We start from the raw sequence: 16688 nt of genomic DNA, 5'->3' as shown, positions 1-16688 counted from the left end.
GGGGTCCCTTATTCCTCGAGTGGAGCGAAAATGGCTTGCAAGTCTTCCTGGGTCAGCACCAGCTTCTGCGACTCGCCGTCGGCCAGGATCGACTGCGCCAGGTCGGACTTCTTCTGCTGCAGCAGCTGGATCTTCTCTTCCAGCGTGCCCTTGGCGATCAGCTTGTAGACGAACACCGGCTTGTCCTGGCCGATGCGCCAGGCGCGGTCGGTGGCCTGCTGCTCGGCCGCCGGATTCCACCACGGATCGTAGTGGATCACGGTATCGGCCGCGGTCAGGTTCAGGCCGACGCCGCCGGCCTTCAGGCTGATCAGGAAAATCGGCACGGCGCCCTGCTGGAACGCGGCGACCTGGGCCGCGCGGTCCTTGGTTTCGCCGGTCAGCAGCGCGAACGGGATACGGCGCGCGTCGAGTTCCTGCTGGATCAGCTCGAGCATGCTGGTGAATTGCGAGAACACCAGGATCTTGCGGCCTTCGTCGAGCAGGTCGTCCACCATCTGCATCAGGTCGAGCAGCTTGGCCGAGCCGCTGTCCTTCTTGCGCGCCGGCAGCGCCTTGACCAGGCGCGGATCGCAGCACACCTGGCGCAGCTTGAGCAGCGCCTCGAGGATCACGATCTGGCTGCGCGCCACGCCCTTCTTGTCGATCTCGTCGCGCACCTTCTTGTCCATCGCCAGGCGCACGGTTTCGTACAGGTCGCGCTGGGCGCCGGACAGTTCTACCTTGCGCACCATTTCGGTCTTCGGCGGCAGTTCCTTGGCGACGTTGTCCTTGGTCCGGCGCAGCAGGAAGGGCCGGATGCGGCGGTTCAGCAGGGCCCGGCGCAGCGGGTCGTCCTGGCGCTCGATCGGATGGCGGAACTGGCTGTTGAAGGTCTTCTCGTCGCCCAGCAGGCCCGGCAGCAGGAAGTGGAACTGCGACCACAGTTCGCCCAGGTGGTTCTCGAGCGGCGTGCCGGTCAGGCACAGGCGGTGGCGCGCATTGAGCAGTCCGGCGCTCTGGGCCGCCTTGGAGCGGTTGTTCTTGATGTAGTGCGATTCGTCCAGGATGACCAGGTGGTAGGCGTGCTCGCGCAGCTTTTCCTCGTCGCGCGGCAGCAGCGCGTAGGTGGTCAGCACCAGGTCGACGTTGTCGATCTGGTCGAACAGCTCGAGCCGCTCCTTGCCTTGCAGCAGCAGCACCTTCAGGCCTGGCGCGAATTTGGCGGCCTCGTCCTGCCAGTTGGTCATCAGGCTGGTCGGGGCGATCACCAGCGCCGGGCTGGTCAGGCGGCCGGCTTCCTTCTCGACCAGGATGTGGGCCAGGGTCTGCACCGTCTTGCCCAGGCCCATGTCGTCGGCCAGGATGCCGGCCAGATCGTACTCGCGCAGGAACTGCATCCAGGCCAGGCCGTCGGCCTGGTAGTCGCGCAGGGTGGCTTGCAGGCCGCCTGGCGCCGGCACCTTCTGCACCGAGCCGAACAGGCTGAGCTTGCGGCCGGTCTCGCGCAGCTGCTCGCCGCCGGTCCAGCGCAATTCCGTGCCGCGCGCCAGGTCTTCGAGGCGGGCCGCGTCGAGGGTGGACAGGCGCACCTTGTTCTTGATCTTGTCGCTGAAATACAGCTCGCCGAGGGTGGCGAGGATGGGCTTCAGTCGGCCCCACGGCAGCGCCACGCGCAGGCCGTCGGGCAGGGGCGCGAGCATCTGGTCGGTGTCGGCGTGGGCGGCCAGCACGTCCGGGTCGAAATCGGCCGGCGCGCTGCGGATCAGCTGCACCAGCACCGGCAGCAGTGGCACCCGCTTCTGGTTGACCACGATGCCCAATTCCAGCTCGAACCAGGCATTGCCCGCCTCGGCCGGCTGGTCGATGTCGGCGTACCAGTCTTCCACCGCGACCACGTCGTAGCGGTAGGTTTTCGAGCGCTTGAGCTGCCAGCCGCCGGCGGCCAGGGTGTCGAGGTCGCCCTGGGCGAATCGGATCCAGTGCGCCTGGCTGTCGAGCTGCAGGGCGCCGGCCAGGCCATTCAGCGGCGGCGTGGACGGCTTGCGGAAGCCGAGCGCGTTCAGGGTCGCCAGCGCGGCGGCCTCGGCGGCGGAATCGCGCGCGATCACCTCGGTGACGTCGCCGATCTGGCGCACCACGCGCTGGGCCGGGTCGAACGAGACGCGCTCGCCGTCGTAGTCATAGGACAGCACGGCCATGTCGTGCCAGCGCTGTGTGGCGCCGTCGGCCAGCTGGACCGAGTCGAGCAGCAGGTAGGGGCGCGGCGTGACGTCGTTGCGCATGCGCTGGGTCAGCGGCTGGGGCAGCGGCATCAGCTGCTGCAGGCCGTGCGCCAGCAGCAGCTGCGAGACGCGGCGCTTGTCGCTGCCGGTCAGCGCCGGCGCCTGGGCCACCAGCGCCTGCAGCTCGGCCAGCGAGATGTCGACGCCGCCGCGGTTCAGGTCCAGCGCGCCGCACGACAGGTTGTCGATGTACCACGGCGGATCCGTCGGCAGCATGTAGTCGATCTGGTCGGCGGCGCTGTGGGTGGCGCCGGGCGCCGGCTCGACCTGCCAGCCGAGGCGGGCGGTGCGGCCCTCGTCGCGCCAGACCAGGTTGGCCTTGCGCACCGGGCCGGCCTGCAGCGGATAGACCAGGCCGTTCGACATATCGGGCCAGGAATTAGCCCACAGTAATTTGTCTTGCTCCAGCAGCATCTGCAGCAGGATCGCGCCGATTTTGCCCTTGGGCTCGGTGGCGCTGCTGCTTTGCTGGGCGCCGCTGCGCATGGCGATGAAGAAGCGCACCAGGTCCTCGTCGTCGCCTTCGAGATAGGCGGGCGGGGCCGACAGCAGCGAGAACACCTCGCTGACCGGGCTGGCCGCGGCCACGTCGCCGTTCGGGCGCAGGCGCGCCTTGCACAGGCACAGGGCCACATGGCGGCCGCCGCTGGTGGGGGCCAGCACATAAACGAACTTGAACTGCGCCAGCTTCGGATCCTTGATCTCGGCGCTCAGTTTCGGGCGCGGGTGCGCGGCGGCGTCGACCCGCTGCAGCCAGCTGGCCACCGGGGCCGCCAGCGGCGCGGCCGGCGCGGACGGCTGGGCCGCTGGGGCGGCCGGCGCATCGCTGGAGTCGTCGCGCATCAAATCCATTGTGTGCATTGTTCTTTGCATTCTGTATCAAAAAAGACAAGACCCGGTATTATGCTTCATTCGCCCCGACTTGTTTTGTGCGGAATCGTACGACCGAGAAAAAGATTACAAAAATCAACAAACCCCCGCCACGCAAGCATCGCGCTGTCCGCCGGCGGCAGGTTTTCCCGTGCGCTGGTCTGTCATCATCACCCCAAACCGCCGTCAAGACAAGCCGCTCTGATCAGCGCGCTTGCGGCGATTCGGGTGTATGCGCACCGGGCTGCCGTGGCATTGGCGCCAGCGGCATGTTGTTTTGCCGCTACGCAAGGCCTCCAGCCGGCTGTGAAAGTGTTGACACAGGCCAACATACACCAGAAATTCCCTGTGGGGAATAATTTCCGCAAAGTAATGCCTGTTATAGTTCCCTCCATACCAAACACCCCCCGTGGGAACGCCAATCATGACTACCGTACAAAGCAACGCCGCCGCCGGCAAGGCAGCCGCCGAGGCGGCAAAAGCGATCAAAGCGAACGCCGCCGAAGCGGCCAAGGCAGCCAAGGCGGTAGCGCCCAAGGCGCCGGCGGCGGCGAAGACGCCCGCGTCCACGGTCACGCTCGGCGCCGCCGCGGCCAAGCCGGAACTCGGGCTGTACACGCCGGCCGGCAAGGTCGCCGGCGCCGCCCCGGCCGCGAGCGTGGCCAGCGAGAAGCCGGACGGCCTGGAAATGACCGCCGGCGGCGTCATCGCCGGCAGCGGCCATGTGGTGGTCGACATCCAGGCGTCCGACTCGGGTTACGACAACAAGATCTTCTACTCGACCGACAATTTCAAGACCAGGCAATACATCGGCGTCGACAACAAGACCGGATCGGTCGACCTGGGCACATTCGCGGCCGGCACCAAAATCCAGTTCGGCATCGACAACGGCCAGGGCAATTTCTTCAAGGCCGGCGCCGCCTCCGGGAACAGCGACAACATCGAGCACGCGAAGATGAGCGGCACGGCCGACGGCGGCGTGCAGATCGGCTTCGAAGACCTGCAGGGCGGCGGCGACCGCGACTTCAACGACGCCATCATCAAGGTGCGCAACGTGCCGGCGCAGGCGCCCGTGGCGGTGCCGGACCCGAAGACCAACCATTCCGGCCTGGGCGACGGCAGCAATCCAGGCCAGGGCGGCGGCAAGGTCAATTCGCCGAACATTGGTACCGACAACCCGGGCGCCGCCAAGGCGACTGCGGCCGAGAAGGCGAAAGCCGATGCGGCCGCGGCAAAGCAGGCGGCGGCCGACGCCAAGGCGGCCAAGGAAGCGGAAGCCAAGGCCGCGGCTGCGGCGAAGGCGGCCGCGGCGGCGGAAGCGAAAGCGGCGGCGCAACTCAAGGCCAAGGCCAAGCCGGTGGAAACCCCGGCGCCGGCCCCGGCCGCCAAGGACAACCGCTCGGGCCTGGGCGACGGCACCAATCCGGGCAAGGGCGCGGGCCGCGACAATTCGCCGAGCACCGGCACGCTCAACCCGGGCGGACTGAAAAAGGCCTGACCGCTTCACCCCACGCCAGCGCCGCCGCCCACCCCGGGACCGGATTAGTTGGGCTGAGCCCGGTTTTTCAAGTCAGCCTTCGGCGCGGCTGAGCGTAAAACGCGGCAAACCGTCCGCCAGCTTCAACCATCCAGCCTGGCTGCGCGTGAAGGTGTGGTCTTGCGGCGCGATCATGTTCGGATCATCCAGGCTGCAGATAGTCACGTCGGTCTCGTCCGGCCTGGCATCGTCGCGAAACGTGAGCTGGGTGCCGCAGGTGGGGCAAAACGTTCGCGTCGCATGATCACTCGAGCGGAACGATGCCGGCGCGCCGGCCAGCAGGGCAAATTCGTTCGAGGCCACGCTGAACCACGCGACGCACGGCGCCCCGGTCGTCCCGCGGCACATTTCGCAGTGGCAGATAGTCGCGTCGAAAATTCGTCCCGAAACGCGGTACCTGATAGCTTTGCAATAACATCCGCCCGTCAGCATGATTGTCTCCCCCGGCAAACCGACTTCCCGCACAGGTAGTTTACGCTGTCAAGACTGGCGCATTCCACGCGATTGGGTATCATCCCTGCCTCGACTCACCAGGATGTGCCCATGCTCCCTTCTATCGAACAACGCCTCGCCCTCGAACTCGCCGCCAAGCCGGCGCAGGTCGCCGCCGCCATCGCCCTCCTCGACGAAGGCGCCACCGTGCCGTTCATCGCGCGTTACCGCAAGGAAGCGACCGGCGGCCTCGACGACATCCAGCTGCGCCTGCTCGAAGAGCGCCTGCGCTACCTGCGCGAGCTCGAAGACCGGCGCGCCGCGATCATCGCGTCGATCACCGAACAGAACAAGATGACGCCGGCGCTGCTGGACGCCGTCACCCACGCCGAGGACAAGACCCGCCTCGAGGACCTCTATCTGCCGTACAAGCAGAAACGCCGCACCAAGGCGCAGATCGCGATCGAGGCGGGCCTGGCGCCGCTGGCCGACGGCCTGCTGGCCGATCCGACCATCAATCCGGAGCTGGAAGCCGCCAAATACCTGCGCGAGGCCTTCACCAGCGACGACGGCAATAACCCTGGCGTGGCCGACGCCAAGGCGGCCCTTGACGGCGCGCGCCAGATCCTGATGGAGCGCTTCGCCGAAGACGCCACCTTGCTGCAGTCGCTGCGCGAATACGTGCGCGAACATGGCGTGGTCGAATCGAAGGTCGTCGAGGGCAAGCAGGAAGAAGGCGAAAAGTTCGCCGACTACTTCGCCTACTCTGAGACGATCGGCACCGTGCCTTCGCACCGCGCGCTGGCACTGCTGCGCGGGCGCCGCGAAGGCATCCTCGACGTCACCCTGCGCCTCGACACCGAGCCCGAGAAGCCCAAGTGGGACGCGCCGCACAACCCGTGCGAAGGCCGCATCGCCGCGCGCTTCGGCATCAAGAACCTGGGCCGCCCGGCCGACAAGTGGCTGGCCGACACGGCCCGCTGGACCTGGCGCGTGAAGAGCTTCATGCACCTCGAGACCGAGTTGATGGGCGCCCTGCGCGAAAAGGCCGAACTCGACGCGATCAACGTGTTCGCGCTGAACCTCAAGGCCCTGCTGCTGGCCGCGCCAGCCGGCCCGCGCGCCACCATGGGCCTCGATCCCGGCCTGCGCACCGGCGTCAAGGTGGCGGTGGTCGACGCCACCGGCAAGGTGGTCGACACCGCCGTGATCTATCCGCACCAGCCGAAGAACGACTGGGACGGCTCGCTGCACTTGCTGGGACAACTCGCGGCCAAGCACAACGTGTCGCTGATCTCGATCGGCAACGGCACCGCCTCGCGCGAGACCGACAAGCTGGCCCAGGACCTGATCCGCCAGCGCCCGGAACTGAAGCTGACCAAGATCGTCGTGTCGGAAGCCGGCGCCTCGGTGTACTCGGCCTCCGAATTCGCCTCGCGCGAACTGCCCGACATGGACGTGTCGCTGCGCGGCGCGGTATCGATCGCGCGCCGCCTGCAGGACCCTCTGGCCGAACTGGTGAAAATCGATCCGAAGTCGATCGGCGTCGGCCAGTACCAGCACGACGTGTCGCAAAGCCAGCTGGCGCGCTCGCTCGACGCCGTGGTCGAGGATTGCGTCAACGCGGTCGGCGTGGACGTCAACACGGCGTCGGCGCCGCTGCTGGCGCGCGTGTCGGGCCTGTCGTCGAGCGTCGCCCAGAGCATCGTGACCTACCGCGACATGAAGGGCGCGTTCGCCTCGCGCGCGGCGCTGAAAGCCGTGCCGCGCCTGGGCGACAAGACCTTCGAGCAGGCCGCCGGCTTCTTGCGCGTGATGGGCGGCGAGAACCCGCTCGACGCCTCCGCGGTGCACCCAGAGTCGTACCCGCTGGTCGAGAAGATCCTGGCCGACATCAAGAAGGACATGAAGGCGGTGATCGGCGACGCCGGACTGCTGAAAACCCTGAACCCGGCGCGGTACGCCGACGAAAAGTTCGGCGTGCCGACCATCACCGACATCCTGAAGGAGCTGGAGAAGCCGGGCCGCGATCCGCGTCCTGAATTCACCACCGCGACCTTCAAGGAAGGCGTCGAGGAGATCCGCGACCTGCGGCCGGACATGATCCTCGAGGGCGTAGTGACCAACGTGGCGGCGTTCGGCGCTTTCGTCGACATTGGCGTGCACCAGGACGGGCTGGTGCACATCTCGGCGCTGTCGAACACCTTCGTCAAGGATCCGCACACGGTGGTCAAGGCGGGCCAGGTAGTGCGCGTGAAGGTGCTTGAAGTCGACGAGAAGCGCAAACGCATCGCGCTGACCATGCGCCTGACCGATAGCGCGCCGCAGCCGGGCGCCCGGCCGGAGCAGCGCGCCGACCGGAACGACAGCAAGCGCATGGCGCAGCACCAGAAGCAGCGCGCGCCCGAGCCGTCGGGCAGCATGGCGGCCGCTTTCGCCAAGCTACGCAAGTAAGCGAGTACCGGGGTCTGGTCTTGCAGACCTGACCCCGCCTGTGCGTCCCTCATCTGCTCTGCAAAAGCTACATGACCCTTTAAAGTTATATCGCACGCGTCCCGGCGGGGAGAGAGCACTTCAAATGCGTGCAAAAGAACAGCTACCTGTCTTGACATCAGAGCATTTGGGAACATACTGAAGAGTAATCGCGTCCGCCTGCACATTTATCGCCATTGTCTGCTGATCGACACATCATTTTTAGGGGATACTCTATGTCCGACGACCTCAAGAATATCTATCTAGCAGCAGGCTTTGGGGAAAGGTTCTGGGACACGTCAACGCCGACGGCCCTATGGCGCGCAGAAAAAGTCCGAGTTCGAGGCTGGAGCTATGGCCCTTGATCCACACCCAGGAAACGATACCCGTCTCGCCGACGTCAGAGTAGTTGACCGCGACAACCAATGAATCGTCCTCGGATGCCGCTGCATTAAAGGAGACTACCGCGGGGTATCTACTTTTGATTTGAAAGTAACCTGGTTCGGCTCAAAAACAACCAAGCATTTCAAAATTCCCGCCGGTACGCAGATTCCCCCCGGGCTGGCTGTTACCAAGGACCATCAGAATGTCCAAGGTGCCTTCCATTACACCATCGCACCGAAAGGTGACGTGCCGCTCCCGCTCTTCCTGCAGCAACTCAAGACCATGAACCAGCGCGCTACGCTGGAACTCTAACCTGAACGTGACGGAGTACCACATGCTTGAGAGCACAAATGCATTGCTAGCCGCAATCACCGCCGTACTGCGAGAAATGAAACGCTGCCAACTGTTGCTTGACAGCGGTTCACTCGGCGAAGCTGAGGAAGAAGAGCTTGGTCCTTTTGTCGATCAACTTCACGAAGCATTTGCAGACCTTTCCACCGTCTACGAGTCACGCCGTTCCGAGCATTCGAAACTGATCTCCCTCGCCGCGCTGCGCGCACGTGTGGCCGCAGAGCCAACGCAGGGCGTAGTCTGACCTTCGCCCAGGCGGTTAGCAAGTTCTCGCGCTCTAGAGAGGATTTGCCGCGCGCGCCTAAAATGCGCACCAACCGAAAGATTCCAGAATGTCGGCCCCAGCCCCTGCCCCGGCGTTTTCTTATAAAATGCCGTCATCCATTCATTTTTTCACCGAGGCAGCCATGAGCGACGTACAAACCTGGATCAAAGAAACCGTGAGCACCACGCCTGTCGTGCTGTTCATGAAGGGCACCGCCCAATTCCCGCAATGCGGCTTTTCGGGCCGCGCGATCCAGATCCTGAAGGCCTGCGGCGTCGAGAACATCGCCACCGTCAACGTGCTGGACGACCCGGAAGTGCGCCAGGGGATCAAGGATTTCTCCAACTGGCCGACCATCCCTCAGCTGTACGTGAAGGGTGAATTCATCGGCGGCTCGGACATCATGAACGAGATGTTCGAATCGGGCGAGCTCAAAGCCCTGCTCGATGCCTGATTCCCCCCCGCGGAGGCTCGTCATCGCCATCACCGGCGCCACCGGCGCGGTGTACGGCGTGCGGCTGCTGCAGCACCTGGCGGCCACGCCAGGGATCGAAACCCACCTCGTCATCTCCGACGCCGCCAGCCTGACCCTGCATCAGGAAGTGGGCATGCAGCGGCGCGACGTCGAGGCGCTGGCCCACGTGGTGCACAAGAACCGCGACGTCGGCGCCGCCATTGCCAGCGGCTCGTTCCAGTCGGACGGCATGGTGGTCGCACCGTGCTCGATGAAGACCCTGGCGTCGGTGGCCCATGGCCTGTCGGACAACCTGATCGCGCGCGCGGCCGACGTGGTGCTCAAGGAGCGCCGCCGGCTGGTATTGATGGTGCGCGAAACGCCGTTCAACCTGGCGCACCTGCGCAACATGACGGCGGTGACGGAGATGGGGGGGATTATTTTCCCGCCGCTGCCAAGCTTTTACCACCGCCCGGCCACCATCGACGAGATGGTCGATCACACCGTCGCGCGGGTGATCGACCTGTTCGGCATCGAGCACGCGCTCGCGCCACGCTGGGGCGGCATGAACCCCCCCGAGCAATCCTGAATCGACAGCGGCAGCCTAGCGCTTGTCGAACTGCCAGCTCTCGGCTTTCTTCATTTCTTTCGCTTCCTCGACCATCCGACGGTGGGCGATGCGCTTGCGCATCACTTCCGCGTGCTGGGCCGCCGTCATCGGAGGAGCAGTCATCAAATCCTTCAGCTGTGCAGTGTTGCTGTAGTTGCTTTTCATAGGGCGGCTAACATCCTCGGCTTCGTTTCGATACTTGGTGGCGGGACTGCCAGGCACTGCTGTGATTATGGGCCACTAATCCGCCTTTGTGCTGCCGTTCATTCAAAATTTCCACATAGAATTTCGAGGAACACATATTGACATTGTGCATCAACCGGGCGCCAATGCAATGATAAACAGGAAATTCTGGGAATAGTTGCGCCAGTTCAATGAATCGGCTTGCGGGCCGTCAGCGCGGGGATGCGGGGAGGCCGAAACGGACGCTATTTCTGGTAATTCATGCGTACCAGCATGCGGATGAATTCCCGGGCGATCTTTCGGTGGTGTTCGTCGAGCAGCTGCAGGTCGGCGATCAGCTTGACGTCGGCCGACTCGAAGCGCGAGAAACCGTTGACCGGCTCGCCGTGCGACTCGAGGCTTTCCGGGCCGCCGAAGCGCAGCCATTCGGCCGGCACGCCCAGCCACTGCGCGATCATGCGCAATTTTTCCTGCGTGGGAATCGCCTCGCCCACCAGCCATTTGCGCGCCGCATGCACCGTGATCGGCCGTCCGTCGAAGCGGATGTTAAATTCGCGGGCCAGGCGGGTCGGACTATCGGGCGAATAATGGGCGTTTTTCAGCGCTTGCTGCAGGCGCACGCTGAAGCTTTCCCGCTCGTTGGATGAATTCATGGTTGGCACTATTTCATGCAATGGAATGAAAGTCAGTCGCTTGGGTGGAGAGACCGATTGTGACAAACTAGCAATCGGAATGTAACAGTTAGAGAGTATATCCTGTACTGACGCACTGTCGCAGTTATTATGACTTGAACTTCGGCTAAAAATATGCCTCCACCCTGCGGAATCGCGAATTTTATTCCTTGTGCGCACTCTGGAAGCGGATAATGCCATCGGTTCCCGTGACGCGCCGCACAACACCATCGGCCCAGCATTTATGCAGGTGCGCCAGCGCCTCGCCCAGCGCGAAGGTCAGCTGGTGGGCGTCGAGCTGGCGCTTGAACATGACCGGCACGATGTCCATCGCCGAGCGGGGCGCCTCGGCGCAGGCCGCCACCACCTCGGCCAGGCGCGCCTCGTGGTGCGCGCGCAGCTGGGCGATGCGGGTATGCAGGCCGCGGAACGGGCGGCCGTGCGACGGCAGCACCAGGGTATCGGCCGGCAGCTCGTCGAACCTGCCCAGCGAGTCGAGGTACAGCTGCAGTGGATTGCCCTCCGGCTCGACGGCGAACACCGAGACATTGGTGGAAATGCGCGGCAGCACCATGTCGCCCGAGATCAGCACGCCCAGCTCCCCGCAGTACAGCGACGCGTGTTCCGGCGAATGGCCGAAGCCGGCGATCACGCGCCAGCTGTGCTTGCCGATCGCGAACTGGTCGCCGTCGCGCATCCGGGTGTAGGACTCGGGCACGGCCGGCACCAGCGAGGGGAAATAGTTGCGCCGGGTTTGCATCTGCGCCAGCAGGTCGTCGCCCGCCAGGCCGTGGCGCTGAAAATGCGGGATCGCGGCGGTGCCGTCCACGCCCGGCAGGGCCGCCGACATCATGCGGCCGAAGCCGTATTCGCCGGTGGTGATCCAGAACGGCGCGCCGAAGCGCTTGCACAGCCAGTCCGACAGGCCGATGTGGTCCGGGTGGCAATGGGTGGCGATCACGCGCGTGAGCGGCTGGCTGGCCATGGTGGCGCCGCCGAACACCTGCTCCCAGGCGGCGCGGGTGGCGTCGGTCGCCACGCCGCAGTCGACCGCGGCAAAGCCCTCGCCATCGGCCAGCAGCCACAGGTTGATATGGTCGAGCGCGAACGGAAGCGGCATGCGCAGCCAGCCCAGGCCGGGCGCCAGCGGCAGCACGGCGCCGATGGCCGGCAGGGTGTCGCCGAAGGGATATTCAAGTTGCGACTCGAGTTGGTTCATGGCGGATCTTTCGTGTTCAGGATGGCGGGCGGCGCGCTACAATGTGCTTTACGTTGACGTAAACGGAAGCCGCGCGCTTTTATTCTAAGCGGATTCCCACTTTTGCACGGATCGCCATGCCCACTTACACCATCGCCGAACTGGCGCGCGAATTCGACATCACCGCGCGCGCCATCCGGTTCTATGAAGACCACGGGCTGCTCACGCCCAGCCGCGAAGGCGCCGGCGGACGCAACCGGGTCTACACCGCGCGCGACCGCACCCGCCTGAAGCTGACCTTGCGCGGCAAGCGGCTGGGGCTGACCTTGTCCGAAATCCGCAGCATCGTCGACATGTACGAGTCGCCCAAGGACACCGTGGCGCAGATGCAGCGCTTTCTCGGCGTGCTGGCGCACCAGCGCGAGACGCTCGAGCAGCAGCGCGCCGACATCGAGATGGCGCTGGCCGAGGTCGCCACCCACGAGGAAGAATGCCGGCGCATGCTGGCCGAAGCCACGGCCGACAGCGTCTGAGCGGGAAGCCACTTTACGTTTACGTTAACGTCACATCGGCGTATCATCCACCTTTGCCCTAATTTCCCGTGAGGACGACATGCTGCACCTGCCAGGCTTGACCTTTGATCATGGCGACGACATCGCCGCGCTGCGCGAAGCGGTGCAACAGTTCGCCGCCGCGGAAATCGCGCCGCGCGCCGCCGAAATCGACCGCAGCGACCAGTTCCCGATGGACCTGTGGCGCAAGATGGGCGAACTGGGCGTGCTCGGCATCACCGTCGGCGAGGAATACGGCGGCGCCAACATGGGCTACCTGGCCCACATCGTCGCGATGGAGGAAATCTCGCGCGCGTCCGCCTCGGTCGGCCTGTCCTACGGCGCCCACTCGAACCTGTGCGTCAACCAGATCAAGCGCAACGGCACCGAAGAGCAGAAGCGCAAGTACCTGCCGAAGCTGATCTCGGGCGAACACATTGGCGCGCTCGCCATGTCCGAGCCGAACGCCGGCTCCGACGTCGTCAGCATGAAACTGAAGGCCGAATTCAAGGGCGATCGCTGGGTGCTCAACGGCACCAAGATGTGGATCACCAACGGTCCGGACGCCGACGTGCTGGTGGTGTACGCCAAGAACGACCTCGAAGCCGGTCCGCGCGGCATGACCGCCTTCCTGATCGAAAAAGGCTACAAGGGCTTCTCGATCGCGCAAAAGCTCGACAAGCTGGGCATGCGCGGCTCGCACACGGGCGAACTGGTGTTCCAGGACTGCGAAGTGCCGGCCGAGAACGTGCTGGGCGGCCTGGGCAAGGGCGTCAACGTGCTGATGTCGGGCCTGGACTTCGAGCGCACCGTGCTGTCGGGCGGCCCGCTGGGCATCATGGCCGCCTGCATGGACGCGGTGGTGCCGTACGTGCACGACCGCAAGCAGTTCGGCCAGCCGATCGGCGAATTCCAGCTGATGCAGGGCAAGCTGGCGGACATGTACTCGACCATGATGGCGTGCAAGGCCTACGTGTACGCCGTCGGCCAGGCCTGCGACCGCGCCACGACGCCCGAGCAGATCCGCAACCTGCGCAAGGACGCCGCCGGCGCCATCCTGTACAGCGCCGAGAAGGCAACATGGATGGCCGGCGAAGCGATCCAGACCCTGGGCGGCAACGGCTATATCAACGAGTATCCGGTGGGACGTCTGTGGCGTGACGCGAAGCTCTACGAAATCGGCGCGGGCACGAGCGAGATCCGTCGCATGCTGATCGGCCGCGAGCTGTTCGCCGAAACCAAGTAAATCCGCACGGGTGGGGTCTGGTCCTGCGGACCTGACCCCATGTTGAGCGCCGCACACAGCGGGGTCAGACCAAGATGGGGTCAGGTCCGCAGGACCAGACCCCGGCCGCAACGTTTTTCGAGACGAAGTAGAATCAGGGGAAGCCCCCACCCGAGATCCCTCCATGACCCAGGCCGCGTTCCCGAAACTGCTGTCGTCCCAGATCGCTTTCGACATCGCGCGCACGATCCTGGACGGTTTCGACAAGCACTACCGCCTGTTCCGCCAGACCAGCCAGGCCGCCAGGCGTCACTTCGAAACCGGCGCCTGGGCCGTGGCCCAGCAGGCGGCGCGCGAACGCATCGGCTTCTACGACAAACGTGTACAGGAATGTGTACAAGTCCTCGAGGACGAGTACGCCGGCGAGGAACTGACCGACGCCGTGTGGCGCGAAACCAAGCTGCACTACATCGGCATCCTGTCCGGCCACAAGCAGCCGGAATGCGCCGAGACCTTCTTCAACTCGGTCTGCTGCAACATCCTGCACCGCACCTACTTCCACAACGACTTCATCTTCGTGCGCCCGGTGGTGTCGACCGAGTACATCGAAACCGAGGAACTGCTGCCGACCTACCGGGTCTACCATCCGCACACCGACGGCCTGCGCTTCACGCTCAAGCGGGTGGTGACGAATTTCCAGCTCGACTGCAAGTTCGCCGACCTCGACCGCGACATCGCGCTGGTCGAAGCGCGCCTGGCGCAAATGTTCGGCGACGAACCGCGCGAACCGAATCACCAGCTCCAGGTGCTGTCGAACCTGTTCTTCCGCAACAAGGGCGCCTACATCGTCGGCAAGGCCATCAACGGCTTCCGCGAGTTCCCCTTCATCATCCCGATCCTGCACAACCGCCACGGCGAACTGGTGCTCGACACCGTGCTGTACGAGCAGGAACACATCACCGTGCTGTTCTCGTTCACGCGCGCCTACTTCCTGGTCGACATGGAAGTGCCGTCGGCCTACGTGCAGTTCCTGCGCGGCCTGCTGCCAAGGAAGCCCAGGAGCGAGATCTACACCATCCTCGGCCTGCAGAAGCAGGGCAAGACGCTGTTCTACCGCGACTACCTGCAGCACCTGAAGCACACCTCGGACCGCTTCGAGATCGCGCCCGGCATTCGCGGCCTGGTGATGCTGGTGTTCGCGCTTCCGTCGTTTCCCTACGTGTTCAAGGTGATCAAGGATTTCTATCCGGCGCCGAAGGAAACCACGCGCGCCCAGATCAAGGAGAAGTACCTGCTGGTCAAGTATCACGATCGCGTCGGGCGCATGGCCGACACGCTCGAATACTCGAACGTGGCGTTCCCGCTCGAGCGCTTTTCCGAGGAGCTGCTCGCCGAGCTGATGCACCACGCGCCGTCGCTGGTCGAGATCGAAGGCGGCCGGATCATCATCCGCCACCTGTATATCGAGCGCCGCATGGTGCCGCTGAACATCGACCTGACCAATGTCGAAAAAGCCGGCGACGACGCGCGCCTGGCGCACGACGTGATCGAATACGGTAACGCGATCAAGGACCTGGTAGCGGCCAACATCTTCCCCGGCGACATGCTGTACAAGAATTTCGGCGTGACCCGCCACAAGCGCGTGGTGTTCTACGACTACGACGAGATCGAGTACATCACCGACTGCAATTTCCGCGACATCCCGGCGCCGCGCAACGAGGAGGACGAGATGGCGGCCGAACCGTGGTACCCGGTCGGCAGGCACGACGTGTTCCCCGAGCAGTTCGGCCGCTTCCTGCTCGGCAATGCGAAAATCCGCAAGGTGTTCATGGAGCACCACGCGGACCTGCTCACGCGCGAGTTCTGGCAGGCGCGCAAGCAGCGCATCATGGACGGCCACATCGAAGACGTTTTTCCGTATCCGCAAGCGATCCGCTTTTGTAACGAACGGCGCGCGCAAGTGCGTGCGCCGGCATCCCCACCCCGCATTTCAACACCACCTCTTTTGGAGATCCAACCATGAATGATCCAGTCGTTATCGTCGGCGCAGCCCGCACTCCAATGGGCGCGTTCCAGGGCGATTTTTCCTCCAAGAGCGCCAATGACCTCGGCGCCGTCGCCATCGCCGCCGCCGTCGAGCGCTCTGGCGTCGACAAGAACCTGGTCGAACACGTCTACTTCGGCAACTGCCTGATGGCCGGCCAGGGCCAGGCTCCGGCGCGCCAGGCCGCCATCAAGGCCGGCCTGCCGCTGTCGGCCGGCGCCGTCACCCTGTCGAAAATGTGCGGCTCGGCGATGCAGACCACCATCTTCGCGCACGACACCCTGATGGCCGGCAGCGCCGACGTTATCGTCGCCGGCGGCATGGAGTCGATGACCAACGCGCCGTACCTGATCCCGAAGGCGCGCGGCGGCTACCGCATCGGCCACGGCATGATGTTCGACCACATGATGCTCGACGGCCTGGAAGACGCCTACAGCAAGGACGAAAAGACCGGCGGCGGCCGCTCGATGGGCACCTTCGCCGAAGAGTGCGCGACCAAGTACACCTTCACCCGCGAAGCGCAGGACGCGTTCGCGATCGAATCGGTCAAGCGCGCGCAGGCGGCAACCGCCGACGGCAGCTTCCAGTGGGAGATCGCGCCGGTGACCGTGTCCGGCCGCGCCGGCGACACCGTGATCGACAAGGATGAAGGCCCGCTCAAGGCCAAGCTGGACAAGATCCCGTCGCTGCGCCCTGCGTTCAAGAAGGACGGCACCATCACCGCCGCCTCGTCGTCGTCGATCAACGACGGCGCCGCAGCATTGGTGATGATGCGCGAATCGACCGCGACGAAACTGGGCCTCAAGCCGATCGCCCGCATCGTCGCGCACTCGACCCACGCGCAGGAGCCGAACCTGTTCACCACCGCGCCGATCGGCGCGCTGGAAAAAGTGCTGAAGAAGACCGGCTGGAACGCGCGCGATGTCGACCTGTTCGAGATCAACGAAGCGTTCGCCGCGGTGCCGATGGCAGCGATGCACGAACTCGACATCCCGCACAGCAAGGTCAACGTCCACGGCGGCGCCTGCGCGCTGGGCCACCCGATCGGCGCGTCGGGCGCGCGCATCATCGTCACGCTGCTGGGCGCGCTGAAGAAGACCGGCGGCAAGCGCGGCGTCGCCTCGCTGTGCATCGGCGGCGGCGAAGCGACGGCGATGGCCTTCGAGATGGTGTAATC

Annotated in this window: 15 protein-coding genes; 10 read left to right on the top strand and 5 right to left on the bottom strand. The window is 64.8% G+C overall.

The window, feature by feature from the left end:
* Nucleotides 1-8 precede the first annotated feature (8 nt).
* On the bottom strand, nucleotides 9-3116 hold the full coding sequence (locus Q4S45_RS21115; RefSeq protein ID WP_305512169.1) for a DEAD/DEAH box helicase: 3108 nt from the start codon (nucleotides 3114-3116) through the stop codon (nucleotides 9-11).
* Between the two features lie 442 nt (nucleotides 3117-3558).
* Here Q4S45_RS21115 and Q4S45_RS21110 point away from each other — a divergent pair, with 442 nt between their 5' ends.
* Entirely contained in the window at nucleotides 3559-4632 is a 1074-nt protein-coding gene (locus tag Q4S45_RS21110; RefSeq protein ID WP_305507362.1) for a DUF4114 domain-containing protein, read from the top strand.
* 72 nt (nucleotides 4633-4704) lie between these two features.
* On the opposite strand, the gene Q4S45_RS21105 is transcribed toward Q4S45_RS21110, so the two are convergent.
* The gene (locus Q4S45_RS21105) at nucleotides 4705-5103 is read right to left on the bottom strand and encodes a GFA family protein (protein WP_305507361.1); all 399 of its coding nucleotides are present in this window, start codon (nucleotides 5101-5103) and stop codon (nucleotides 4705-4707) included.
* A gap of 111 nt (nucleotides 5104-5214) precedes the next feature.
* Between Q4S45_RS21105 and Q4S45_RS21100 the strand changes: the two genes are divergently transcribed.
* The 5 genes from Q4S45_RS21100 to Q4S45_RS21080 all read left to right on the top strand — a co-directional run bounded on the left by Q4S45_RS21100 (nucleotide 5215) and on the right by Q4S45_RS21080 (nucleotide 9618).
* The gene (locus Q4S45_RS21100) at nucleotides 5215-7557 is read left to right on the top strand and encodes a Tex family protein (RefSeq protein WP_305507360.1); all 2343 of its coding nucleotides are present in this window, start codon (nucleotides 5215-5217) and stop codon (nucleotides 7555-7557) included.
* Nucleotides 7558-8061: 504 nt separating this feature from the next.
* Nucleotides 8062-8271 carry a hypothetical protein gene (locus tag Q4S45_RS21095; RefSeq protein ID WP_305507359.1) on the top strand — a complete coding sequence of 70 codons (210 nt, stop codon included), beginning with the start codon at nucleotides 8062-8064 and terminating at the stop codon, nucleotides 8269-8271.
* 22 nt (nucleotides 8272-8293) lie between these two features.
* Complete coding sequence (locus tag Q4S45_RS21090) at nucleotides 8294-8554, top strand: hypothetical protein (protein ID WP_305507358.1); 261 nt, start codon at nucleotides 8294-8296, stop codon at nucleotides 8552-8554.
* A 163-nt stretch (nucleotides 8555-8717) separates the two neighbouring features.
* Entirely contained in the window at nucleotides 8718-9029 is a 312-nt protein-coding gene (grxD, locus tag Q4S45_RS21085) for a Grx4 family monothiol glutaredoxin (RefSeq protein ID WP_305507357.1), read from the top strand.
* Nucleotides 9022-9618, top strand: coding sequence for a UbiX family flavin prenyltransferase (locus Q4S45_RS21080; RefSeq protein ID WP_305507356.1), 597 nt, complete (start codon nucleotides 9022-9024; stop codon nucleotides 9616-9618). The genes grxD and Q4S45_RS21080 overlap by 8 nt, the downstream gene beginning before the upstream one ends.
* 15 nt (nucleotides 9619-9633) lie before the next feature.
* Here the strand turns inward: Q4S45_RS21080 and Q4S45_RS21075 are convergent, their stop codons facing one another.
* The 3 genes from Q4S45_RS21075 to Q4S45_RS21065 all read right to left on the bottom strand — a co-directional run bounded on the left by Q4S45_RS21075 (nucleotide 9634) and on the right by Q4S45_RS21065 (nucleotide 11712).
* Nucleotides 9634-9762 (bottom strand): hypothetical protein, encoded by a 129-nt coding sequence (locus Q4S45_RS21075; RefSeq protein ID WP_305512188.1) that lies wholly within the window; start codon nucleotides 9760-9762, stop codon nucleotides 9634-9636.
* 305 nt (nucleotides 9763-10067) lie between these two features.
* The gene (locus Q4S45_RS21070) at nucleotides 10068-10475 is read right to left on the bottom strand and encodes a hypothetical protein (protein ID WP_305507355.1); all 408 of its coding nucleotides are present in this window, start codon (nucleotides 10473-10475) and stop codon (nucleotides 10068-10070) included.
* A gap of 181 nt (nucleotides 10476-10656) precedes the next feature.
* Nucleotides 10657-11712 carry an MBL fold metallo-hydrolase gene (locus tag Q4S45_RS21065; protein ID WP_305507354.1) on the bottom strand — a complete coding sequence of 352 codons (1056 nt, stop codon included), beginning with the start codon at nucleotides 11710-11712 and terminating at the stop codon, nucleotides 10657-10659.
* Nucleotides 11713-11828: 116 nt separating this feature from the next.
* On the opposite strand from Q4S45_RS21065, the gene Q4S45_RS21060 reads away from it, so the two are divergent.
* From Q4S45_RS21060 to Q4S45_RS21045, 4 genes are all read left to right on the top strand, one after another.
* Nucleotides 11829-12224 (top strand): MerR family DNA-binding transcriptional regulator, encoded by a 396-nt coding sequence (locus Q4S45_RS21060; RefSeq protein ID WP_305507353.1) that lies wholly within the window; start codon nucleotides 11829-11831, stop codon nucleotides 12222-12224.
* Nucleotides 12225-12303: 79 nt separating this feature from the next.
* Nucleotides 12304-13488 (top strand): isovaleryl-CoA dehydrogenase, encoded by a 1185-nt coding sequence (locus tag Q4S45_RS21055; RefSeq protein ID WP_305507352.1) that lies wholly within the window; start codon nucleotides 12304-12306, stop codon nucleotides 13486-13488.
* A gap of 163 nt (nucleotides 13489-13651) precedes the next feature.
* The gene (gene aceK / locus Q4S45_RS21050; protein WP_305507351.1) at nucleotides 13652-15490 is read left to right on the top strand and encodes a bifunctional isocitrate dehydrogenase kinase/phosphatase; all 1839 of its coding nucleotides are present in this window, start codon (nucleotides 13652-13654) and stop codon (nucleotides 15488-15490) included.
* Nucleotides 15487-16686 carry an acetyl-CoA C-acetyltransferase gene (locus tag Q4S45_RS21045; protein WP_305507350.1) on the top strand — a complete coding sequence of 400 codons (1200 nt, stop codon included), beginning with the start codon at nucleotides 15487-15489 and terminating at the stop codon, nucleotides 16684-16686. The genes aceK and Q4S45_RS21045 overlap by 4 nt, the downstream gene beginning before the upstream one ends.
* Nucleotides 16687-16688: the final 2 nt, after the last annotated feature.

Source organism: Massilia sp. R2A-15 (assembly GCF_030704305.1).
GTDB lineage: Bacteria > Pseudomonadota > Gammaproteobacteria > Burkholderiales > Burkholderiaceae_D > JAFCUW01.
The sequence above is the reverse complement of the archived record's forward strand: the minus strand, read 5'-3'. Positions and strand labels throughout refer to the sequence as shown.